The 20,578-nt window shown below is 62.8% G+C and carries 25 protein-coding genes and 2 pseudogenes; 22 read left to right on the top strand and 5 right to left on the bottom strand.

Translation table 11 applies throughout. The features are described 5' to 3' along the window. The 4 genes from OEG82_RS01355 (at position 1) to OEG82_RS01340 (ending at position 3,562) form a co-directional block, all read left to right on the top strand. Entirely contained in the window at positions 1-984 is a 984-nt protein-coding gene (locus tag OEG82_RS01355; protein WP_267610668.1) for an ABC transporter substrate-binding protein, read from the top strand. Between the two features lie 139 nt (positions 985-1,123). After that, on the top strand, positions 1,124-2,890 hold the full coding sequence (locus OEG82_RS01350) for an SLC13 family permease (protein ID WP_267610666.1): 1,767 nt from the start codon (positions 1,124-1,126) through the stop codon (positions 2,888-2,890). Between the two features lie 136 nt (positions 2,891-3,026). Beyond that, on the top strand, positions 3,027-3,272 hold the full coding sequence (locus OEG82_RS01345; protein WP_267610665.1) for a CopG family ribbon-helix-helix protein: 246 nt from the start codon (positions 3,027-3,029) through the stop codon (positions 3,270-3,272). Further along, complete coding sequence (locus OEG82_RS01340) at positions 3,269-3,562, top strand: type II toxin-antitoxin system RelE/ParE family toxin (protein ID WP_267610663.1); 294 nt, start codon at positions 3,269-3,271, stop codon at positions 3,560-3,562. The genes OEG82_RS01345 and OEG82_RS01340 overlap by 4 nt, the downstream gene beginning before the upstream one ends. Before the next feature lie 66 nt (positions 3,563-3,628). Here the strand turns inward: OEG82_RS01340 and OEG82_RS01335 are convergent, their stop codons facing one another. The 3 genes from OEG82_RS01335 to trhA form a co-directional block, all read right to left on the bottom strand. Further along, positions 3,629-3,934 carry a type II toxin-antitoxin system RelE/ParE family toxin gene (locus OEG82_RS01335; RefSeq protein WP_267610662.1) on the bottom strand — a complete coding sequence of 102 codons (306 nt, stop codon included), beginning with the start codon at positions 3,932-3,934 and terminating at the stop codon, positions 3,629-3,631. Next, a complete protein-coding gene (locus OEG82_RS01330; protein ID WP_267610661.1) occupies positions 3,921-4,175 on the bottom strand; it encodes a type II toxin-antitoxin system ParD family antitoxin in 255 nt (84 codons plus the stop codon). Before OEG82_RS01330 ends, OEG82_RS01335 begins: the two co-directional genes overlap by 14 nt. 138 nt (positions 4,176-4,313) lie before the next feature. Continuing rightward, positions 4,314-4,949: a PAQR family membrane homeostasis protein TrhA gene (gene trhA, locus OEG82_RS01325; RefSeq protein ID WP_267610660.1), complete on the bottom strand. Its 636-nt coding sequence runs from the start codon at positions 4,947-4,949 to the stop codon at positions 4,314-4,316. Between the two features lie 206 nt (positions 4,950-5,155). On the opposite strand from trhA, the gene OEG82_RS01320 reads away from it, so the two are divergent. From OEG82_RS01320 to trmD, 9 genes are all read left to right on the top strand, one after another. Then, entirely contained in the window at positions 5,156-5,461 is a 306-nt protein-coding gene (locus tag OEG82_RS01320; RefSeq protein ID WP_267610659.1) for a BrnT family toxin, read from the top strand. Then, on the top strand, positions 5,424-5,684 hold the full coding sequence (locus OEG82_RS01315; protein WP_267610658.1) for a CopG family antitoxin: 261 nt from the start codon (positions 5,424-5,426) through the stop codon (positions 5,682-5,684). The genes OEG82_RS01320 and OEG82_RS01315 overlap by 38 nt, the downstream gene beginning before the upstream one ends. Positions 5,685-5,974: 290 nt before the next feature. After that, positions 5,975-6,160: a type II toxin-antitoxin system HicA family toxin gene (locus tag OEG82_RS01310; protein ID WP_267610657.1), complete on the top strand. Its 186-nt coding sequence runs from the start codon at positions 5,975-5,977 to the stop codon at positions 6,158-6,160. A gap of 14 nt (positions 6,161-6,174) precedes the next feature. Continuing rightward, positions 6,175-6,567, top strand: a complete 393-nt coding sequence (locus tag OEG82_RS01305; protein WP_267610656.1) for a type II toxin-antitoxin system HicB family antitoxin — start codon at positions 6,175-6,177, stop codon at positions 6,565-6,567. A 227-nt stretch (positions 6,568-6,794) separates the two neighbouring features. Continuing rightward, entirely contained in the window at positions 6,795-8,387 is a 1,593-nt protein-coding gene (gene ffh / locus OEG82_RS01300) for a signal recognition particle protein (protein WP_267610655.1), read from the top strand. A gap of 10 nt (positions 8,388-8,397) precedes the next feature. Further along, positions 8,398-8,694 (top strand): chorismate mutase, encoded by a 297-nt coding sequence (locus OEG82_RS01295; protein ID WP_267610654.1) that lies wholly within the window; start codon positions 8,398-8,400, stop codon positions 8,692-8,694. Positions 8,695-8,775: 81 nt separating this feature from the next. Continuing rightward, positions 8,776-9,207: a 30S ribosomal protein S16 gene (rpsP, locus tag OEG82_RS01290; protein WP_267610653.1), complete on the top strand. Its 432-nt coding sequence runs from the start codon at positions 8,776-8,778 to the stop codon at positions 9,205-9,207. Positions 9,208-9,297: 90 nt separating this feature from the next. Continuing rightward, positions 9,298-9,867 carry a ribosome maturation factor RimM gene (rimM, locus tag OEG82_RS01285; protein ID WP_267610652.1) on the top strand — a complete coding sequence of 190 codons (570 nt, stop codon included), beginning with the start codon at positions 9,298-9,300 and terminating at the stop codon, positions 9,865-9,867. After that, positions 9,864-10,559, top strand: coding sequence for a tRNA (guanosine(37)-N1)-methyltransferase TrmD (gene trmD, locus OEG82_RS01280; RefSeq protein ID WP_267610651.1), 696 nt, complete (start codon positions 9,864-9,866; stop codon positions 10,557-10,559). Before rimM ends, trmD begins: the two co-directional genes overlap by 4 nt. Before the next feature lie 2 nt (positions 10,560-10,561). On the opposite strand, the gene OEG82_RS01275 is transcribed toward trmD, so the two are convergent. Continuing rightward, complete coding sequence (locus tag OEG82_RS01275) at positions 10,562-11,305, bottom strand: sulfite exporter TauE/SafE family protein (RefSeq protein ID WP_267610650.1); 744 nt, start codon at positions 11,303-11,305, stop codon at positions 10,562-10,564. Between the two features lie 288 nt (positions 11,306-11,593). Here OEG82_RS01275 and rplS point away from each other — a divergent pair, with 288 nt between their 5' ends. From rplS to OEG82_RS01240, 7 genes and pseudogenes are all read left to right on the top strand, one after another. Next, positions 11,594-12,121, top strand: a complete 528-nt coding sequence (gene rplS / locus OEG82_RS01270) for a 50S ribosomal protein L19 (protein WP_267610649.1) — start codon at positions 11,594-11,596, stop codon at positions 12,119-12,121. 335 nt (positions 12,122-12,456) lie between these two features. Then, complete coding sequence (locus tag OEG82_RS01265) at positions 12,457-12,597, top strand: hypothetical protein (RefSeq protein ID WP_267610648.1); 141 nt, start codon at positions 12,457-12,459, stop codon at positions 12,595-12,597. 1,289 nt (positions 12,598-13,886) lie between these two features. Then, on the top strand, positions 13,887-14,858 hold the full coding sequence (locus OEG82_RS01260; protein ID WP_267610647.1) for an IS110 family RNA-guided transposase: 972 nt from the start codon (positions 13,887-13,889) through the stop codon (positions 14,856-14,858). Positions 14,859-15,143: 285 nt separating this feature from the next. Then, positions 15,144-15,875: pseudogene (locus OEG82_RS01255) on the top strand (transporter substrate-binding domain-containing protein); the annotation flags it as partial. A 7-nt stretch (positions 15,876-15,882) separates the two neighbouring features. Beyond that, entirely contained in the window at positions 15,883-16,401 is a 519-nt protein-coding gene (locus OEG82_RS01250) for a GNAT family N-acetyltransferase (RefSeq protein WP_267610646.1), read from the top strand. Beyond that, positions 16,398-17,235, top strand: a pseudogene (locus OEG82_RS01245) (amino acid ABC transporter permease). Before OEG82_RS01250 ends, OEG82_RS01245 begins: the two are co-directional and overlap by 4 nt. 128 nt (positions 17,236-17,363) lie before the next feature. Then, on the top strand, positions 17,364-17,645 hold the full coding sequence (locus OEG82_RS01240) for a hypothetical protein (protein ID WP_267610645.1): 282 nt from the start codon (positions 17,364-17,366) through the stop codon (positions 17,643-17,645). Here OEG82_RS01240 and OEG82_RS01235 read toward each other — a convergent pair. Next, positions 17,642-18,574: a LysR substrate-binding domain-containing protein gene (locus tag OEG82_RS01235; protein ID WP_267610644.1), complete on the bottom strand. Its 933-nt coding sequence runs from the start codon at positions 18,572-18,574 to the stop codon at positions 17,642-17,644. The genes OEG82_RS01240 and OEG82_RS01235 overlap by 4 nt on opposite strands. A 97-nt stretch (positions 18,575-18,671) precedes the next feature. Between OEG82_RS01235 and OEG82_RS01230 the strand changes: the two genes are divergently transcribed. After that, a complete protein-coding gene (locus OEG82_RS01230; protein WP_267610643.1) occupies positions 18,672-18,896 on the top strand; it encodes a hypothetical protein in 225 nt (74 codons plus the stop codon). A gap of 243 nt (positions 18,897-19,139) precedes the next feature. After that, positions 19,140-20,549 carry a 3-isopropylmalate dehydratase large subunit gene (gene leuC, locus OEG82_RS01225; protein WP_267610642.1) on the top strand — a complete coding sequence of 470 codons (1,410 nt, stop codon included), beginning with the start codon at positions 19,140-19,142 and terminating at the stop codon, positions 20,547-20,549. The last annotated feature ends 29 nt before the right edge of the window (positions 20,550-20,578 follow it).

Raw genomic sequence — 20,578 nt, 5'->3', positions numbered from 1 at the left:
ATGAAACATGTTCTCACAGCCCTCGCCCTGCTCATTGCCCTGCCGGCGCAGGCCGCGGAAAAGCTCACCGTTGCGCTCGACTGGACGCCCAACACCAACCATGTCGGGCTCTATGTCGCCCAGGCCAAAGGCTGGTTCACCGAGGCCGGTCTCGATGTCGAAATCCTGCCCTATACGGACACCTCGTCGGGCACGCTGGTGTCGACCGGTGTCGCCCAGTTCGGAATCCTGAGCGCCGTCGGCTTCCACAGCCAGCGCGCCATGGGTGCTGACATGACCGCGGTGATGGCGGTGGTGCAGCACGAGACCGGACGGCTGGTGTTCAATGGCGAGCGCGACGACATCCAGCGTCCCGCCGATCTTGATGGAAAGATCTATGCAGGCTTCGGCAGCGCCTGGGAAAACGCGCTGATCTCCTCGATCATCAAGCATGATGGCGGCGAGGGCACATTCGACACGGTAACGCTCGGCACCTCGGCCTATGAAGCGCTCGCCAATGGCTCGGTGGATTTCACGCTGGAAGTCAGCACCTGGGAGGGTGTGAATTCCGTGCTGCTTGGCCGGCCACAACGCGCCTTCAGCTATGCCGATTACGGCGTGCCGGACCAGCACACCACCTTTCTGGGCGGCAACGCCACCTGGCTTGCGGCTAACACGGCAACCGCCGGTGCTTTCGTCAAGGCGGCGCAGCGCGGCTATGGCTTCGCCGCGGAAAACCCGCAGGCCGCCGCCGACATGCTGATCGCCGAAACCGGCGGCATGCTGTCCAATCCCGAGCTGGTCCACGCCTCGATGCAGGCCCTGGTCGATGGCGGCTTCCTCAAGGATGAAGGCGAAGCCGTCGGGCTGATCGATCCGGCGCTGGTCACCGGCATCACCGGCTTCCTGTTTTCCGCCGGGATCCTGCGTGACGCCAATGGCGATGTGCTCGAGACGATGCCGGACGTGTCGTCCTGGACCACCAACGCCTATCTGGCCCACTAGAAACAAGACCGGCCGGGACCGTGGCACGGATCCCGACCGGTCCCGGCCGCGCCGGCTGCAAAACAGGTTGACCCCTGCTGGCGGCCATGCAACCCAAGTCGCAGGCCTGCACGGGCATGCCGCAATGGGGACCGGATCGATGTCGACTGACCTGATCATGCTTTTTGCCATTCTGATCGTCCTGTTCGGCATGCTGGTCTGGGGCCGCATCCGCTATGATCTGGTTGCCTTCGTGGCGCTGCTGGTCACGGTGATGGCCGGCCTGATCGAGCCAGATGAGGCCTTTCACGGCTTTGGCCACCCCGCCGTTGTCATCATCGCGCTGGTGCTGATCGTCTCGCGCGGGCTGATGAATTCCGGCGCGGTCGAATTCATCGCCCGTTTCGTCACCAGCCCCGACCGCGCGCTTCCGGTGCATATCGGCATCATGGCGGTGGCCGGCGCCGTCCTGTCGGCGATCATCAACAATGTCGCAGCGCTTGCGCTGTTGATGTCGCTCGACATGGACGCGGCGCGCAAGGCCAAGCGGGCGGTGTCGCTGACGCTGATGCCCTTGTCCTTCGGCACCATTCTGGGCGGCATGATCACATTGATCGGCACACCGCCCAATATCGTGATTGCGCAATACCGCCAGGATGTGCTGGGCCAACCGTTTTCGATGTTCGATTTCGCCCCCGTCGGGCTTGCCGTGGCCATCACCGGCATCGCCTATGTCGCCTTCATCGGCTGGCGGCTGATCCCGGCCCGCGCCGACGCGATGTCGCTGGAAGGCGACGCCGGACTCTATGTCGCCGAAGCGCATGTCAAGGAAGGCTCCAAATCCATCGGCCTGTCGGTGGGCGAACTCTACCCGCTGGCCGACGAGAACGATGTCTCCATTCTGGGCCTTGCCCGGCAGGGCAAGCGGCTGCCCGGCTTTTCCCAGGCGCGCGAGATCCGTGAAGGCGATTTCCTGGTGCTGGAGGGCGATCCGAAACAGATCGAGGCCTTCATGGGCGCGGCCGAACTCAACACCATCGGCACCGAGGAACATGGCGGGCTGATGGGCAAGTCACTGAGCCTGGTCGAGGCCATCGTGCCCGAGGAGGCCAGCGTGGTCGGCCGCACCATGCTGGGGCTGCGGCTGATCCAGCGCCACGGCGTCACGTTGCTGGGGATCTCGCGGCAGGGCCGCAGGTTTCGCGAGCGGGTGGGCCATCTGCCGATCAAGGCCGGCGACCTGCTGCTGTTGATCGGACCCGACAAGAACATCGCCGCCGCCAGCCAGTGGCTCGGCGTGCTGCCGCTCGAAAACCGCCGGCTCGAGGTGCTGCAGCGGACCAAGGCGCTCTCTGCCATCTCCATCTTCGCCGCGGCAATCGCTCTGTCGGTGCTGGGCATCACCTCGCTCGCCATCGCGCTCGGGCTCTGCGTCGTTGCCTATCTGGGCCTGGGTATCATCGGCGGGCGCGACTTTTACGCGCTGATCCAGTGGAAGGTGATCGTGCTGCTGGCGTGCCTGATTCCTGTCGCGGCAGCCCTGGAGGAAACCGGCGGCAGCCAGCTGATTGCCAATCTGATCGTCACCCAGACCGCCAATCTGCCGGCCTGGGGCGTGCTGGCGGTGTTGATGATCATCACCATGACCCTGTCGGATTTTCTCAACAATGTCGCCACCGCGCTGATCGCAGCACCTATCGGCGTCTCCGTCGCCCATTCCATCGGCGCCAGCCCCGACCCGTTCCTGATGGGCGTGGCAGTGGCCGCCTCCTGCGCCTTCCTCACCCCCATCGGCCACAAGAACAACACCATCATCATGGGCCCGGGCAACTACAAGTTCGGCGACTACTGGCGCATGGGCCTGATGCTCGAGGTGATCGTCATCGTGGTGGGCGTGCCGATGATTGCCTGGGTCTGGCCGTTTTGAGAGGAGTGACTTGCGACGGGCTTCGGTTGCACCACACCGTTTCAGATCCGCCCGCAAATCGCCCCGGAACAATATGAACCTTGCTGGTTCAATGTGGTTCAGCTAAAATCACATTGAACCAGGGAGTGCCTTGACCATGTCCGCCTTTACCGTCCGCGTGCCAGACGAGACCGCCAGGCGGCTGGAGCAGCTCGCCGAAAAACAGGATCGGTCCCGCTCCTGGATGGCCGCAAAAGCAATCGAGGATTTTGTCGCCCGTGAAGAATGGCAGCTTGCCGAAATCGAGGCAGGGCTTGCCGAAGCCGAGAGCGGCAAGTTTGCCAGCGCCCATGAAGTTGACCGCGTAATTGCCAAATATGTGCAGCCTGCTCCCCGGGCATGACCCGGCGGACAATCAGGTGGACGCGCCGCGCTCTTGGCCGGCTTGATCACATCGGTGCCTATATTGCCCAGGACAATCCCGAAGCGGCCGCCCGGGTCATATCCCGCATCGTGACCGCGGTGGACGCCCTGGCCGCGCATCCCGCGATGGGCCGCGCCGGCAGGATCAGGACCACGCGTGAGCTGGTTCTGGCCGATAGTCCCTACATCATCGTTTACCGTGTCGCGGAAAACCACGTTGATATACTGACCGTGATCCACGCCGCCCAAAAATGGCCGGATGAGCTTTAGCGAGATGTATGGACCTCAATGCGGGAAGGGCTTCGGTATGAGGCGACGCATGCGTCTCAGCCCGGTTTAGCCGCCATCCTGATCCGGCAGTGATGTGGACGGGTTTTCGCGGCCGAGAATGCGGACGATCAGGACGAAGTCCCGATCGATCCTGTAGTAGATCGAATGCGCCTGATAGACGCTGCGACGGTAGCCTTGGCGAATGTGGTCAACGGACTGATAAAGGGTCGGCTGCGCGGCCAGTTGCTCAAAACGTTGTTTCATGCCGTTCTGATACTCGAGCGCCTGCGCAAGCCCGAACCGATCAATACCGAATTCGAAAATCCTCTCGAAATCCTGATCGGCAGCCTTGGTGAGCCTATAGCGCGTCATTCTCGCGCCGCTTCTGGATCACGGCGCTGATGATCTCATCGGGACTGCGCGCGCTGAGCCCGCTGTTTTCGCCTTCAGCAAGTGCTGCCTGCAATGTACTGACTGCGGTTTCGCGCTCTTCCAGGAGCCGCAGCCCGGCCCTTATCACCTCGCTGGTCGAGCCATATTTGCCGCTTCCGACCTGTGTGCCGACAAATTTTTCATAGTGACTGCCGAGGATGACAGACGTGTTCTTGCCCATAGCCACTCCTTAAGTTGATATGATTAAATCATATTAACTGGTATTTTTTCAAGGGCAGGCTGTTTTCTAGCGGCTGATGGAGGCCTAAGATGCGGCCATGGCTTTGACGCGGCCCGATCGGTTCCGTCGAAGATACTATTAAAGGAGGCCGGGTTGTGTCGTCACCACCGTGATGGCCACGAAGAAACAGGCGGAGGCCGCGATGACGAAGCCATGCCAGATGGCGTTGGAGAATTTCATTTTCTTGGCCGCGTAGAACACCACGCCGACGGTGTAGAGCAGGCCTCCGGCGGCAATATAGCCAATAGGCAGGTCCGACCAGGACGACCAGAACAGCACGACGCTCATCCATCCCATGATCAGGTAGAGTGCGGGGCCAAACTGGCCGGGCGTGGTCCAGAACACCAGCTTGAGCACCATCCCGATCACCGCCAGCGCCCAGACGACGGCGAGCACGACATAGGCGAGACCGCTGCCGATCATCACCACCAGCGGCGTATAGGTGCCGGCGATCTTCAGATAGATCGCGGCATGATCGATCCGGCGCAACACCGGCCTTATGCTCTCCCACGGGGTCATGTGATAAAACGCCGAGGCCGAGAAAGTGCCGATCAGGGTGATCGCATAGACCGTTATAGCCGCAATTTCCCAGGACGAGGCTACCGGGACAGACCACATCAGCAACAGGATGGCGCCAAGCACCGCCCCGCTAACGCCGATGGCGTGCATGCTGCCGTCGGCAATGCGTTCGGACCTTGTGTAATTCGGATACATTCTTCGCCTTCACGCTGAGCCTGGGTGACGGATAATTGCCCCACAGCCACACAAATTCAAGGACGAGGACAGCGAAATCTTGCAGCCTGGCGGAATGGAGAGGGCGGCAGGGTGTCGCACCGGGGTGCCGGTGATGGATTGGACGCGGCTGTATTCGGGCGGCAGATTTGCTTTCGTTTGTGTGTACAATCGTGCATACTGATGCGATGAAGTTCGCAGGCATCGAATGGGACAGCGGCAACTGGCCCAAATGCGGAAAGCACGGGGTCAGCAAGGCTGAAATCGAACACGTCTTGCGGACCATCGAATTTCTGATGCCTGACCCCCACCCTGATGAAGGGCGTTACTTCACGGCCGGGCAGGCGCTGACCGGCCGCCATGTCTTTGTCGTCCTGACGCATCGGCAACGTGAAACAGGCATGTTCATTCGCCCGATAAGCGCCCGTTACATGCACCGCAAGGAGGTGAAACGATATGAGCAAGCTAAAACAATGGCCAACCTTCAAAAGTGATGAAGAGGCTGAAAAATTTGTCGAGGAGGCTGACCTGTCCGAATATGACTGGAGCGCCATGAAGCCCGTTCGCTATGAGTTTGAAGACAAGAGCGCACGCCTCAACATGCGCCTGCCGGAACGCCAGCTCGCAGCCATCAAGGCCGAGGCTGAAAAACGCGGCATGAAATATCAGCGGTTTATTCGTGAGCTGCTTGACCGGGGTATGCAGACGCTGAGGTAAATTGGATTTGGGGCAGGAAGTTTTGTCTGCTGCTGGATGTACAAGGCGCATTATGGAGCCCATTTACAGCTGACTGGTCGAGAGATTTTCCAGGCTAATGTAGTTGGGCAGTTGCGGCTCTACCTCGATCGTCAATAAACGAGTTCTTTCACCTAACCTGTTTAAATTTTTGTGAATTATGTCCATAATTTGATTGCGACATGGGCAGGACGGATCTTTTGTCACTTCCTATCAAACTTGATTTCCGACCTAATTAGGCGTATATATATGCGCATAATGGAGCGTTTCCGATGGAGCGGAACAGTCGGCAGATCATTCGGAGGCTTGAGAAGGATGGCTTCGAGCTGGTCAAGATCACCGGCTCGCACCACAAGTTCAAGAAAAACGACAAGATCGTAACGGTGCCACATCCGGAAAAGGACCTGCCGATCGGAACCGTCCGCGCCATCTGCAAACAAGCCGGCTGGCTCGACTGACAACGAGGTTTATCATGCGTCATTATATCGGTGTCGTGCATCAGGACGGGGACAGCGCCTTCGGGGTTCATTTCCCCGATGTTCCGGGCTGTTTTTCTGCTGCTGATGAACTGGACGATCTGCTGGCCAATGCCAGCGAGGCGTTGGCGCTGCATCTTGAGGGTGAAGCGCTGCCGCAGGCCCGCACCCTTGAAGCGGTGCGCGATGATGCGGATGTGGCGCGCGATCTCAGGGAGGGCGCGTTCCTGCTCGCCGTGCCGGTGATCCGGCTTTCGGGCCGCACCACAAAGGCCAATATCACCATGGATGCCGGACTGCTGGCAGCGGTCGATGCAACAGCGCGTCAGCGCGGCCTTACCCGCTCAGCGTTTCTGGCCGATCTGGCGCGCCGTGAAATCGCCGGCTGAGGCCTCAGGGCTTCCCAACCTTGACTTTCCGCCGCTTTTCCTGTTTATCCCGCTCAAATCTGCGACGAGCATGACTCCGAGCCGCCGACCGGGACCCTTATTGGTATAAATCGATCCCGGAGGTCACCACCCGACAGCGCGATGCGCCCTCGGGTGCTGTTTGGCTTTGTCTGATGTTCGTCCCATATGAGCTGAAGCGTTTCCTTCGGCAAAAACAGGACGACCAAATGTTTGAAAATCTCCAGGACCGGCTTGGCTCCATCCTCAACAATCTGACCGGGCGCGGCGCCCTGTCGGACAAGGATGTGTCGGAAGCCATGCGCGAGGTTCGCCGCGCGCTGCTGGAGGCCGACGTGGCGCTGGAAGTGGTGCGCGGTTTCACCGACCGGGTGCGCGAAAAGGCCGTCGGCGCCGAGATCGTCAAGTCGATCAAGCCGGGCCAGATGGTGGTCAAGCTGGTTCACGACGAGCTGGTTGCACTTCTTGGCGAAGAAGGCGTCGCCATCGATCTCAATGCAGCCGCCCCCGTGGTGCTGATGATGGTCGGCCTGCAGGGTTCGGGCAAGACCACGACCTCGGCCAAGATTGCCTCGCGGCTGGAAAAGCGCGACCGCAAGAAGGTCCTGATGGCCTCGCTCGACACCCGCCGTCCGGCAGCGCAGGAGCAGCTGCGTCAGCTCGGCGAGCAGACCGGTGTCGCCACCCTGCCGATCATCGCCGGCCAGTCGCCGACCGATATTGCCGCGCGCGCGGTGCAGGCGGCCAAGCTTGGCGGCCATGACGTGGTCATTCTCGACACCGCCGGCCGCACCCATATCGACGAACCGCTGATGGCCGAAATGGCCGAGATCAAGAAGCGCGCCAATCCGCACGAGATCCTGCTCGTGGCCGATGCGCTGACCGGCCAGGACGCGGTCAATCTGGCCCGCAATTTCGACGAACGCGTCGGCATCACCGGCCTGGTGCTGACCCGCATGGACGGCGATGGCCGCGGCGGTGCAGCCCTGTCGATGCGGGCCGTCACCGGCAAGCCGATCAAGCTGATCGGTACCGGCGAGAAGATGGACGCGCTGGAGGAATTCCACCCCCGTCGCGTCGCCGACCGTATTCTCGGCATGGGCGACATTGTCAGCCTGGTCGAGAAAGCGGCGGAAAATTTCGACGCCGACAAGGCGCAGGTCATGGCCGCCCGGATGAAGGCGGGCAAGTTCGACCTCAACGACATGGCCGACCAGCTCGGCCAGATGCAGAAGCTCGGCGGCATGGGCGGCATCATGGGGATGATGCCCGGCATGGGCAAGATGAAGGACCAGATGTCGGCGGCCGGCATGGACGACAAGACATTTGCCCGCCAGCTCGCCATCATCGGCTCGATGACCAAGGCCGAGCGGGCCAATCCGGAGCTGCTCAAGCATTCGCGCAAAAAACGCATCGCCGAGGGCTCGGGTACCGATGCGGCGGCGATCAACAAGCTTCTCAAGATGCACCGGCAGATGGCCGACATGATGAAAGCCATGGGCGGCAAGGGCAAGGGCGGCGGCATGATGCGCGCGGCCATGGGCGGTCTCGCCTCGAAGATGGGCCTGCCCGGCGGCATGGGCGGCATGATGGGCGGCGGCATGCCGGATCTGTCGAAGATGGATCCCAAGCAGCTCGAAGCGCTGCAGAAACAGGCCGAGGCCGCGGGTCTTGGCGGCGGCATGCCCGGCGCGGGCGGCGGCAAGCTGCCCGGCGGATTGCCGGGTGGTCTGCCAGGCCTGGGCGGCCCGAAGCTGCCCGGTCTCGGCGGCGGCCTTCCCGGCCTGCCGAAGAAGAAGTGAGGGACCGGTCATGAGCACAGACACCGAGGCCTATGCCAAATTGCTGGAATATCGCCGGTCGATCGACAATTTCGACGCGGCGCTGGTCCACATCCTGGCCGAACGGTTTCGGGTGACCAAGGCGGTCGGCGCGCTCAAGGCGTCCGCCGATCTGCCGCCATCGGACCCCAACCGCGAGGCCGAGCAGGTTGCCCGGCTGCGCGAACTGGCCAGATCCTCCGATCTCGATCCGGATTTTGCCGAAAAGTTTCTCGAATTCGTCATTCGCGAAGTCATCCAGCATCACAGGCAGGCCGGCGCGAAATGACACCACCGATCTGGCGCTGAGAAGCGTCCGACAGCATCCACGCAAACACACAACACACTTGTTAAAACGAAGGAAAAGAAAATGGGATTGAAAATTCGTCTGGCCCGCGGTGGCTCCAAGAAGCGTCCTTACTACCACGTCATCGTTGCCGACGTGCGCAGCCCGCGCGATGGCCGCTTCATCGAGCGTCTGGGCTACTGGAACCCGATGCTGGCCAAGGACGACGCCACCCGCGTCAGCCTCAACCAGGAACGCATCCAGCATTGGCTCGACCACGGCGCGCTGCCGACCGACCGCGTTGCCCGTTTCATGGCCGAAGCCGGCATGATGACCCGCGATGCGCGCAACAACCCGAACAAGGCCAAGCCCGGCAAGAAGGCGCAGGAACGCGTCGCCGAGAAAAAGCAGAAGGAAGAGGATGCAGCCGCTGCTGCCGCCAAGGCCGCTGAAGATGCAGCCGCAGCCGCTGCTGCCCCGGCTGAAGAAGCCCCTGCCGAAACCGCTGCGGAATAAGTTCCGCCCGCAGATTCGGCGCAGTTGTGCGGGCGGCCCTGGATGTTCCAGGCCGCCCGTTTCGCGTTACCCGTCATTCCGGAGCTGTCCATGACCAAGCTTGACCATCCCGTTCTCATCGGCGTCATCGGCGCAGCCCAGGGCATTCGCGGCGAGGTGCGGATCAAGCCGTTCACCGAGGATCCGATGGCGCTGGCCGAATATGGCGCGCTCTACACCAGCGATGGCCGCCGTTTCGAAATCCTCGATGCCCGCGCCGCCAAGACCGTCGTGGTGGTGCGTCTGCGCGGCATCAATGACCGCAATGCGGCGGAAGCGCTCAAGGGTCTGGAGCTGTTCATCGACCGTTCCAGCCTGGACGACGAGGAGCTGGAGGAAGGCGAATATTTCCACGCCGATCTCGAAGGTCTGGAAGCCTGGGATGCCGACGGCCAGTTCTGGGGCGAGGTCTCGGGCGTGCTCGATTTCGGCGGCGGCGACCTGCTGGAACTGCGCGACGAGGGCAAGAAGCCGGTGGTGATCCCGTTCACGCTCGCCGCCGTGCCCCAGGTCGATATCGAGGCCGGCCGCATCCTGGTCGATCCGATCGCCGCCGGCCTGATCGACACCGGCGATGACGACGAAGACGGCGAGGATCGCGACGGCGGCGGCGACCGATGAGCTTTCGCGCCACCGTTCTGACGCTCTATCCCGACATGTTTCCGGGTCATCTCGGCCATTCGCTGGCCGGGCGGGCGCTGGAACGGGGCGACGTGTCGATCGAGGCCGTCAATATACGTGATTTCGCCACCGACCGGCACCGCTCGGTCGATGACACTCCGGCGGGCGGCGGCGCCGGCATGGTGATCAGGCCCGATGTGCTGGCAACGGCGATCGATGCGGTCAGCCCCCGCGACGACTCCCGGCCCCGGCTGCTGATGAGCCCGCGCGGGCGTCCGCTGACGCAGGCGCGGGTGCGCGAACTGGCCGAGGGTCCCGGCGCCGTCATCGTCTGCGGCCGCTTCGAGGGCGTCGACCAGCGGGTGATCGAGGCGCGTGATCTCGAGGAAGTCTCGATCGGCGATTATGTTCTGTCGGGCGGCGAGCCCGCGGCGCTGACGCTGCTGGATGCGGTGATCCGGGTGCTGCCCGGCGTCATGGGCAATGCCCAGTCCGGCACCCAGGAAAGTTTCGAGACCGGCCAGCTCGAGCATCCGCATTACACCCGGCCGCAGGTCTTCGAGGATCGCGAGATTCCGGCGGTGCTGACTTCCGGCAATCACAAGGCGATCGAGGCCTGGCGCGAGGCGGAATCGCTCAGGCTGACGCGCGCGCGGCGGCCCGATCTGCTCGAGCCCGATGAAACACCTTAAGATCAGCTGGTGAAATAATACCAGCTCAGCAGCAGGCCGACGCCGACGACGATGGCGCGGATCACCGGCTGCGGCACCCGCCGTGCTGCCCAGACCCCGGCATGGCCGCCCAGCGCGCCGGCCGGGATCATGATCACCGCCGGCAGCCAGGCAACCACGCCGCCGCTGGAAAACACCAGGATGGCGACAAAGGCGATCACCACGGCGATGACATTCTTGAGCGCATTGAGCTTGTGATAGTCGCCGCCCTTGGTCAGTCCGAGCACGGCGAGCATCATGATGCCCATGCCGGCGCCGAAGAAACCGCCATAGATCGAGGTGACAAACTGCCCGATCATGCCCAGCCGGGAAACAGGCTGTTCCGCGTGCAAGGCCTTTGGCCGCAGATAGGGTCCCGCCGCGAAGATCAGCGTGGCGCCCAAAAGCAGCCAGGGCACCAGCGCCCGGAACGACGGATTGGACATCGACACCAGGATCAGCGCCCCGACCAGGCTTCCCAGCAGCGACAGTCCGGCCAGCAGCCAGACCTCGCGCCCGGCCTCGCGGATCTCCTTGCGATAGGCCAGCGCCGAGGTAACATAGCCCGGAAACTGGGTCACCGAGGAGGTCGCATTGGCCATGATCGGCGGCACGCCGACCAGCGTCATGGCGCCGAAGGTAAGGAAGGTGCCGCCGCCGGCAATGGCGTTGACGACGCTCGACAGAAAGCCGGCGGAAAACAGGAGGACAACATCGAAAACGGACATCGGGACACTGCAGCGAGAGGATCGGACCGGTTTTAGAGCATCACCGGCGCCGCGCCACAAGGGCCGCAACAAAATTGCCCGGGCGGGCGTGACAAAACCGCGGTGATGGTGTATCTGCCCGCGATCGGCAATGTCCGAGAGCCGTGCATACGGCGCCTGCCAAACAATGAATGGTGAACCCGCTCCTGCCTTCACCGGCATAGCCAGAAGGAATGTCCCGAAGGGGAATTCCGACCTGGCAAGCTGAGAGCGCTCTGACCGTTTGAGAAGAAAGAAAGGTCAAGGACCATGAATATCATTGCTCAACTGGATGCCGAACAGGCAGCCAAGATTGAAGAATCCCGCAAGTTCCCTGAATTCTCCGCCGGCGATACGCTGCGGGTCCAAGTGCGTGTGACGGAAGGCAAGCGGACCCGTCTGCAGGCTTTCGAAGGCGTGTGCATCGCGCGCTCCGGCGCCGGCCTCAACGAAAGCTTCACCGTTCGCAAGATCTCCTATGGCGAAGGCGTGGAACGCGTGTTCCCGATGTTCTCGCCGCTGGTTGAAGCCGTTGAAGTGGTCCGCCGCGGCAAGGTGCGCCGCGCCAAGCTCTATTACATGCGCGATCGTCGCGGCAAGTCGGCTCGTATCGTCGAGAACACCGGCACCCGCGCCCGCAAGCTCAACGACACCGAGCGCCAGGCCTTTGCAGCCGAAAAGGCCCGCATCGAAGCCGAGAAGGTTGCCGCAGCCCAGGCCCTGGCCGCCGAAAAGTCGGCAGCCGAAGCCGCTGAAGCCGCAAACGCGGCAGCAACCGAAGAAGCCAAGAGCGAATAGGCCGCTCCCTCCGAATTCGACGCTCCTTCGGGACCGTCCCTCAAGGCGCCGGGCAACCGGCGCCTTTTGCGTTTTGGGGTGTTGAGCAGAAGCCCGGTTGCCACCTCCCCCTTGAGGGGAGGTCAGAGAGGCAAGCGTGAGCGCAGCCGATCCGGGTGGGGTCGTCGTCGCGACAACCAAGCAAAAGCGGCAAATTTTAAGTGGTGACCGAGCATGCCTCTCGGGGACAGCCGCAATGGCGAAACCAGTCACCCCAAGCCCACCGGCATCATCCTGCGAGACCCCGGGAACCATCCCGCAGCCTGCGGAGTTTCACAGCTTTACAGGAGAGTGCCATGACCCCGAAAACCGACCCGCAGGCAGACAAGCCCAGATCCGCACCCGCCAAGCCCGACCGCGAGGTCTCCGACCCGCATCCCGGCAGCGTCTCCGACGGCACCCACCCCGAAGCCAATGAGGACAAATCCGAGGATTGAGGGCGTTGGGTGTCGGCACGGCCCAATCTCCCCCTTGCGGGGGAGAGTCACCGTAGGCGACAGAGGGGGGCAAGGTCACAGCAAACACTGCGCTGTCAGCATAAAACGCCACATGCCCCCTCGGTCGTGGCTGCTGGCGAAAACCACGGGTCTCGCCCCGTCCTCCGGACGCCACCGCAAGGCGGGATTGGACGCTGCAATTGGTGAATTGACGGGGAAAAACCCGCAAGATCGAACGCCGCTCCCTCGCTTCGTCATCCCGGCCCCCGAGCCGGGATCCAGTTGCGTCCGCTTCTGCGGACGCGGGCGAGCGTCTTGCCGAAAACCATGATGCCGCAGGAGTTTACCGGCTCGCAGACGCTCGCCCGCTGGATGCCGGATCGGGGTCCGGCATGACGACAATCTGGCACAGCGCCCCGTCCATCCCATCAATATTCTCCGACATTTTTTCCACATCCTGCAGCCCCGTGCCATCATCAGCGTGCTCCCGCTGCCGGATGGAACGTGAACGTGCTCGACCAGGCGGGTGGAAGGCCTTTCGGGATGTGCCGGAACGTGCGGCAGATCGCGGAAGGAGGCGGTGACCATCGTGGCTCCGCTGGCAGCCGGTTGAAAAAACCGGCCAAGCCAGCCACCGGGCCGGGTTTGCAGTCATGCTGCCTTCGGGCAGATCCTGCCTCACCGGCAGATCCCGCCCTCGGGCGGAGTTGATTGCGGCACCGGAACGGGCCTGTGGCGGATTTTGGGTTACTGACCCGAAAGACGTGCCGGACCACGAAAACCATCCCCCGCGGCCGGTCCAGGCTGTGGCCGGAGCAATCCGGGCGGGCGTAAAACCCCGGGGGTGCAAGGCACCGCCTGTCGGATGCGGACATCATCCGGCGATGCTCGGGCCGCGCGCGCGCTGCGCCACCCAATACTACCCCATTTCCAGAGGCAAAGCCCGCGTGCGGCTCTCCGGACCGAATTTCCCAAACCCCGGCGTTTTCGCGCGCGGCAACGAGATCTGCTGCGCGGTCCGATCTCCCCCTTGCAGGCGAGATGTCGGCATGGCCGACAGAGGGGGTATTTTTCGGCGTGTTCGGATGGACCAGTCCAAGGTGAGAGGCCACCCCCTTGTATGTTCGACCCGCGCCTTGATGGTATTGTTTTGGCGTGATCCCCCGGAGGTGGCCACCTCCGGGGGATCTGGCGGGCGGGACCGTTCCCCCCTTGGTTTGAACCGAGACAGAGCTTGGTCCGTCCGTCTTCACGTTTGTCCTGAACAGATGATGGGGAGCAAGTCCCGCATGCAAGGCAAGGTATCGTTCGAACAAGACGCGACGTCCGCAGTTTATGTCGGTGTGGACGTCTGTAAAGAGTGGCTCGACATTCATGTCCTTCCGCAGGCTGAAAGCCGGCGGTTCGGCAACGACAAGGCTGGCATCCGCCAGTTCAAGCGGATGCTGACCAGACTGCGGCCCGATCGCATCATCATGGAGGCGACCGGCAAGTTCCATCGTCCCGCTCACCGCTCGCTCAGTGGAGATGGTTTTGCTGTGGCGATCGTCGATCCGTGGCGCGCCCGGCAGTTTGCAGGCTGCTACGGCTATCTGGCCAAGACCGATCGGCTCGATGCCCGCATGCTGGCGCTGCTGGCTGCCGCACTTCGGCCGCAGCCGAGTGCGCCTCCAAGCCCGGACATCGAGGCCCTGCGGGAGCTGGTCAATGCAAGGTCGGGCGCCCAAGGCGAGCTCACGGCGCTGAAGAACCGTTGCAAGGCGGCCGATGTCGCCTTTCTGCGGGCAGAGCTTTGCCGGCTCATCGGGGTGCTGGAGCGGCATGTCGAACGGCTGGATTCCGAAATCGAACGCCGTATCGCCGCCCAGCCGGATCTTTGCCGCAAGGCCGAGATCCTGACCTCTGTTCCCGGCATCGGCCGCATCACCGCCAGCGCCCTGATCGCCGGAATGGACGAACTCGGCTCCTGCACCGGCAAGCAGGCGGCGATGCTGGCGGGCGTTGCCCCGATCGCCGACGACAGCGGCGAAAGGCATGGCCGGCGCTCCATTCGAGCGGGAAGGCCCGCCCCGCGGCGCGCGCTCTACATGGCCGCCCTGTCGGCACGGCGCTACAATCCGGCGCTTGCCGCCTTTGCCAAGACGCTCCAGGCTGCAGGCAAACCACCCAAGGTCATCCTTGTCGCCATCATGCGCAAGCTCGTCGTCCTGGCCAATTGCCTGCTCGCCCAGAACCGACTCTGGACACCAACTCCGCCTTGACAGCAAACACAGATGCTCTGTCACTTCGTGACATCTCCCCCGCAAGGGGGAGATTTGGGTCCCGCGGAGGCCACATCCAGCGCTCATTCCGCTCCACCCCTTGCGGCCTGCGGCACCGCATTGCAAAGTGCAGCCAGGCGCTGCACGTCAACAGGCAGCAGGCTGCAATTCATTCCGGGACCCCGTCCGCGCCCGAGACCTCATAGGGAGAGCATCATGTCGTTTTTCAAACTGTCCATGGCCGCAGCGGCGGCCGTCATCGGCCTGGGTGCTGCCAGCCTGCAGGCGCAGGATCTGCCCGATCTCGACGGCAAGACCGTCGTCGTCGTCACCGAAAACGCCTATCCGCCGCTGCAGTTCATCGATCCCAAGACCGGCGAGCAGATCGGCTGGGAATATGACGCGATGAACGAGATCGCCAAGCGGCTGAATTTTTCCGTCGAGTACCAGAACACCTCCTGGGACGCGATGATCCAGGCGGTCTCCGACGGCCAGTACGAAATCGGCATGACCGGCATCTCGATCAAGGAAGACCGCAAGGAGAAGGTTGATTTCTCCGATCCCTATCTGCGCTCGGAAATGTTCATGCTGGTGCGCGGCGACGAGGACCGGTTCGACGATGCGGTCAGTTTCGCAGCCTTCGAGGATGGCCTGGTCGGCGCCCAGCCCGGCACCACGCCGTTCTATGTCGCCGTCTATGACGTGCTCGACGGCGACGAGCAGAATGCGCGCATCAAGCTGATGGAAACCTTTGGCGCCACCGTGCAGGCGCTCAAGACCGGCGATGTCGACATGGTGCTGACTGACGGCGTTGCCGGCAAGGGCTATGTCGAGGCGTCGGATGGCGGCCTCAAGCTGGTCGGCGGCCCGCTCGGCGCCGATGATTTCGGCTTCATCTTCCCCAAGGGCTCCGATCTGGTCGGCCCTGTCAATGCGGCGATTGCGGCGATGAAGGAAGACGGCACCATCGATGCGCTCAACACCAAATGGTTCCTCGATTACAAGCTCGGCGGCTAGCGCAGCCGTGTCGATCGCAATCGACGGATACAGGCCGGGAGCGCTTGCCGGCGTTGTCGGCCTGCATATGGATTACTATGCGCAGGCCTGGGATTTCGGGGTGAAATTCGAAACCAAGCTGGCGTCTGAGCTGTCGGACTTCCTCGCCCGCTTCGATCCCGAACGCGACCTGTTTGTCACTGCCTGGCGCGGTGACACGCTGGTCGGATCGATTTCGATGGATGTGTCGGGCGGCGGCGCCGACGGGGCGCATCTGCGCTGGTTCGTGGTCTCGGGTGCGGCGCGCGGCAGCGGGCTCGGCAAGCAGCTGATGAGTCTGGCCATCGATCACGCCGACCGGGTTGCTTCCGGCCGGGTCTGGCTCACCACATTTGCCGGGCTTGAGGCGGCCCGCGCGCTCTATGAACGTCACGGCTTCGGACTGCGCTCGCAAAGCGATGCCGATCAGTGGCACGGCGGCGTGCGCGAACAGCTGTTTGTAAGGCCGCCGCCCGCTGAGGCATTGATGGAAAAATCAATCCCGTGACAGCAGCGCCAAAACAGGCCGACAAGACCGACTTTCCCTGGTGGCTGCTGGCTGCCGGTGCCATCGCGCTGTTTCTTGCTGTTCAGATCGCGATCAACGATCTCTACAGCCAGATCTTTACGATCGTCTCGAAGGGCGTGTGGATCACGATCTTCGTCACGCTGGTCGGCTTCGCGCTTGCCACCGCCTTCGGGCTGCTCCTGGCGGTGATGGGCCTGTCGAAATCGCTGTTGCTGCGGCAGATCGCCCGTTTCTATGTCGAGATCATCCGCGGCATCCCGATCCTGGTGCTGTTGTTCTACATCGCCTTCGTCGGCGCGCCCGGCTTTGTCATCGGCTGGAATTTCCTGGCCTCGCCGCTGATCGAGGCGGGGCTGGTCGAGCCCTTGTTGACCCGCGATGTCTCGCTGCTGTGGCGGGCGATCATGGCGCTGACGATCGGCTATTCCGCCTTCATTTCGGAGGTGTTCCGCGCCGGCATCCTCGCCGTCGAGGAGGGCCAGATCGAAGCCGCCAAGGCGCTGGGGCTGACCCCGGTGCAGCGCTTCCGCTTCATCGTGCTGCCGCAGGCGATCCGCACCATCCTGCCGCCGCTGGGCAATGATTTCATCGCCATGATCAAGGATTCCTCGCTGGTCTCGGTGCTCGGCGTCGCCGATCTCACCCAGATGGGCAAGGTCTATGCCTCGGGCTCGTTCCGCTTCTTCGAGACCTATTCGATCGTGGCCTATGTCTATCTGCTGCTGACCGTCGGATTGTCCACTGGGGCTCAGGGCGCTGGAAAAACGCTTGCGGCGGGCCGATGAGGAGCGCGGCGGCTCCAGCAGCCGCTAGTATTCGCGAAAAATGCCCGGCGGATCACGCCAGTGTGACCGGCTCAGCGCCACCCGGAGCCTTGGCAAGCGGCCGGCCTGACCCCACATGGAACGGATATTGTTGCACAGCCCGGAAGGATCATACCCGTGAAACGCACACTCCTGATCGCCGTCATCGGGGCGCTGCTGCTGCCGGCGGTCGCCTCGGCCGATTCCTATCGCAGCGGACGCAGGCTTGACGCCATCCAGTCGGGCCGGCTCTACGATCCGATCCTGACACCGCAGATGAATCCGAGTTTCGAATTCAACGATCCCAATGAGGAGGCGAAGTTCCTGTTCGACCTGCGCAAGGGCCGGGTCAAGACCGACCGGATCCCGGAAAACCAGATGCGCTATTTCCAGATGCAGCTAGACCGCAGCCGGAACTAGCCGGCCGCAGTCTCCGGCGCCCGCGGCTCGATCTTAGCCCTGTCGGCCGCAACCGCGCTGAGGATCCAGTCGCGGAATGCCTTGATTCGGGGCGTGTTGCGGCGGTTATGCGGATAGACAAGCCAGACCCCGATATCGTCACCGCTGGGCGTCCGGAAAGGCGCGACCAGCCGGCCCGAGGCGAGTTCGTCCGGGTAATAGATATGGTTGAGCATGGCGACACCCTCACCGGCGAGCGCCGCGTTTCCGCACAGATCCTGCTCGATGTAATTGTACCGTTTGTGGGCTGACAGATCCGGGACTGGTTCGCCCATTGCCGTAAACCAGTGCCGCCAGGCATCCTGCTCTGCGCCGATCAGCGGCAGCTTGAGCAGATCTGCCGGCTGTTTCACACCTCCGATGCTGGCGGCCAGTCCCGGGCTCAACATCGGCGCATAGGTGAAGCGGCCGAGCAGGTGGCAATCCAGGTCGGGCCATGGGCCGATGCCCCAACGGATCGCGACATCAGCCGGATCGCGATCGAATTTGGTGATCTTGCTGACCCGAATCAGGCGCACCGCAATCGCCGGATAAGCCAGCTGAAAGCTGCCGAGATTGCGGGCGAGCCAGTGTGAGGCAAAGGTCGGCGAGGAGTGGATCTCCAGTGTTTCACTTGAGGCCTGGCGCGCCGACATCATGGCTTCGCTCAACAGTTCAAAAGCGGTGCCGACATTGGGCAGCATGCGTTTGGCGGCATCGGTGTTGACGATCTGGCGTGGCTGCCGCAGGAAAAGCTGCTCTCCGAGAATATCCTCCAGCAGCTTGATCTGATAGCTCACCGCCGTCTGCGACATCCCCAGTTCATCTGCCGCACGCGAAAAACTGGCATGCCGGGCGACAGCCTCGAACACGCGCAGGGCATTGAGCGGGAATTTTCGCGACAGCTTCATCCATAAGTTCTCTGAATGGGGGCAGATGATAATTCCGTTGGAATTACAAGCGTTGTCGCGGCAAGCTAACACCACAAAAGATCAAAAGGAAAGAGCGATGAGCGACCGGAAACCCGCGTCGCCGGACCATTTGCCGTGGCTTGGTGGACTGGCGAAGCTATGCCAATTCGTGCTGCGGCCAAGATCGCGCCGCGCCGCGGTGCCGGCCGATCAGCTTGATGACTGGATCAGACGCGACACCGGCGCTGACGTTGTCATGCCGCGCGACCTTCAGGCCGGGTTCTACCGGAAAATCATGCAGCGCGGGCAGCCATTGCCCTGATGTCCAATTTCGTTGCCCGCGCCGGCAAAACTTGGTATGAACCGCGCCATGGGATCGAAATTCAGATGTCTCGCACCTCGGATTGTTGTGCTGCAGGACCACAAGCGCCTGCCGGCGCGGTTTTTCGCGCGCGTGTCCGGGGCCATTTCCGGCCGCAGCGCCTGAGGCCTTGAGTCTCTGCCGGCATCGGGCCGGCGCGTTTTCGCTCCGTCTTTTTTCCTTCATTCTACACGGACCACCATCATGACCGCACCGCGCACAATCTACGACAAGATCTGGGACGACCACATGGTCGATCAGCAGGGCGACGGCACGTGCCTGCTCTATATCGACCGCCATCTTGTCCACGAAGTGACCAGCCCGCAGGCGTTTGAAGGCCTGCGCACCACCCACCGCAAGGTGCGTGCACCGCAAAAGACCCTGGCCGTCGTCGACCACAATGTGCCGACCTCGCCGGACCGCGCCCAGGGCATCAAGAACGAGGAAAGCCGCATCCAGGTCGAGGCGCTCGCCACCAATGCGGCCGAGTTCAATGTCGAATATTTCAACGAGAACGACAAGCGCCAGGGCATCGTCCACATTGTCGGTCCCGAACAGGGCTTCACGCTGCCCGGCACAACCATCGTCTGCGGCGACAGCCACACCTCCACGCATGGCGCCTTCGGCGCGCTGGCCCACGGCATCGGCACATCGGAAGTCGAGCATGTGCTCGCCACCCAGACGCTGATCCAGAAAAAAGCCAAGAACATGCTGGTCGAAGTCAATGGCGAACTGCCCGACGGCGTTACCGCCAAGGACATCATCCTTGCCATCATCGGCGAGATCGGCACCGCCGGCGGCACCGGCCATGTCATCGAATTCGCCGGCGATGCGATCCGCGCGCTGTCGATGGAAGGCCGCATGACGGTCTGCAACATGACCATCGAAGGCGGGGCGCGGGCCGGCCTGATCGCGCCAGACGAAAAGACCTATGAATATATCAAGGGCCGTCCGCGCGCGCCGAAGGGCAAGGCCTGGGACATGGCGGTCGAGTACTGGAAGTCGCTGGTCTCCGACGAGGGCGCCCATTACGACAAGATCGTCCGTCTCGATGCCGCCTCGCTGCCGCCGATCGTTTCCTGGGGCTCCTCGCCCGAGGATGTGATCGCGGTCACCGGCGAAGTGCCCGATCCCGACCTGATCCCGGACGAAGCCAAGCGCACCTCGAAATGGCGGGCGCTCGACTATATGGGCCTCAAGCCCGGCACGAAGATCACCGACATCACGATCGACCGGGTGTTCATCGGCTCCTGCACCAATGGCCGCATCGAAGACCTGCGCGCCGCTGCCGCGGTGGTCGAAGGCAAGACCGTCAATCCGAATGTCGACGCGATGATTGTTCCGGGCTCCGGCCTGGTCAAGGATCAGGCCGAGGCCGAAGGTCTCGACGTGATCTTCAAGGCGGCCGGCTTTGACTGGCGCGAGCCGGGCTGCTCGATGTGCCTGGCCATGAATGACGATCGGCTCAAGCCCTATGAGCGCTGCGCCTCGACCTCGAACCGCAATTTCGAAGGCCGCCAGGGCTTCAAGGGCCGCACCCACCTGGTCTCGCCCGCCATGGCTGCCGCCGCGGCAATCGCCGGCCATTTCGTCGATATCCGCGACTGGAAATAGGCAACACATGATCGGGATGACCTGATCCC

Origin of the sequence: Hoeflea ulvae (genome assembly GCF_026619435.1) — a bacterium.
Lineage (GTDB): Bacteria > Pseudomonadota > Alphaproteobacteria > Rhizobiales > Rhizobiaceae > Hoeflea > Hoeflea ulvae.
The sequence above is the reverse complement of the archived record's forward strand: the minus strand, read 5'-3'. Positions and strand labels throughout refer to the sequence as shown.

Coding starts and splice junctions, on each gene's coding strand:
- OEG82_RS01355 (WP_267610668.1), top strand. CDS start 1: ATGAAACATGTTCTCACAGCCCTCGCCCTGCTCATTGCCCTGCCGGCG.
- OEG82_RS01350 (WP_267610666.1), top strand. CDS start 1,124: ATGTCGACTGACCTGATCATGCTTTTTGCCATTCTGATCGTCCTGTTC.
- OEG82_RS01345 (WP_267610665.1), top strand. CDS start 3,027: ATGTCCGCCTTTACCGTCCGCGTGCCAGACGAGACCGCCAGGCGGCTG.
- OEG82_RS01340 (WP_267610663.1), top strand. CDS start 3,269: ATGACCCGGCGGACAATCAGGTGGACGCGCCGCGCTCTTGGCCGGCTT.
- OEG82_RS01335 (WP_267610662.1), bottom strand. CDS start 3,934: ATGACGCGCTATAGGCTCACCAAGGCTGCCGATCAGGATTTCGAGAGG.
- OEG82_RS01330 (WP_267610661.1), bottom strand. CDS start 4,175: ATGGGCAAGAACACGTCTGTCATCCTCGGCAGTCACTATGAAAAATTT.
- trhA (WP_267610660.1), bottom strand. CDS start 4,949: ATGTATCCGAATTACACAAGGTCCGAACGCATTGCCGACGGCAGCATG.
- OEG82_RS01320 (WP_267610659.1), top strand. CDS start 5,156: ATGAAGTTCGCAGGCATCGAATGGGACAGCGGCAACTGGCCCAAATGC.
- OEG82_RS01315 (WP_267610658.1), top strand. CDS start 5,424: ATGAGCAAGCTAAAACAATGGCCAACCTTCAAAAGTGATGAAGAGGCT.
- OEG82_RS01310 (WP_267610657.1), top strand. CDS start 5,975: ATGGAGCGGAACAGTCGGCAGATCATTCGGAGGCTTGAGAAGGATGGC.
- OEG82_RS01305 (WP_267610656.1), top strand. CDS start 6,175: ATGCGTCATTATATCGGTGTCGTGCATCAGGACGGGGACAGCGCCTTC.
- ffh (WP_267610655.1), top strand. CDS start 6,795: ATGTTTGAAAATCTCCAGGACCGGCTTGGCTCCATCCTCAACAATCTG.
- OEG82_RS01295 (WP_267610654.1), top strand. CDS start 8,398: ATGAGCACAGACACCGAGGCCTATGCCAAATTGCTGGAATATCGCCGG.
- rpsP (WP_267610653.1), top strand. CDS start 8,776: ATGGGATTGAAAATTCGTCTGGCCCGCGGTGGCTCCAAGAAGCGTCCT.
- rimM (WP_267610652.1), top strand. CDS start 9,298: ATGACCAAGCTTGACCATCCCGTTCTCATCGGCGTCATCGGCGCAGCC.
- trmD (WP_267610651.1), top strand. CDS start 9,864: ATGAGCTTTCGCGCCACCGTTCTGACGCTCTATCCCGACATGTTTCCG.
- OEG82_RS01275 (WP_267610650.1), bottom strand. CDS start 11,305: ATGTCCGTTTTCGATGTTGTCCTCCTGTTTTCCGCCGGCTTTCTGTCG.
- rplS (WP_267610649.1), top strand. CDS start 11,594: ATGAATATCATTGCTCAACTGGATGCCGAACAGGCAGCCAAGATTGAA.
- OEG82_RS01265 (WP_267610648.1), top strand. CDS start 12,457: ATGACCCCGAAAACCGACCCGCAGGCAGACAAGCCCAGATCCGCACCC.
- OEG82_RS01260 (WP_267610647.1), top strand. CDS start 13,887: ATGCAAGGCAAGGTATCGTTCGAACAAGACGCGACGTCCGCAGTTTAT.
- OEG82_RS01235 (WP_267610644.1), bottom strand. CDS start 18,574: ATGAAGCTGTCGCGAAAATTCCCGCTCAATGCCCTGCGCGTGTTCGAG.
- OEG82_RS01230 (WP_267610643.1), top strand. CDS start 18,672: ATGAGCGACCGGAAACCCGCGTCGCCGGACCATTTGCCGTGGCTTGGT.
- leuC (WP_267610642.1), top strand. CDS start 19,140: ATGACCGCACCGCGCACAATCTACGACAAGATCTGGGACGACCACATG.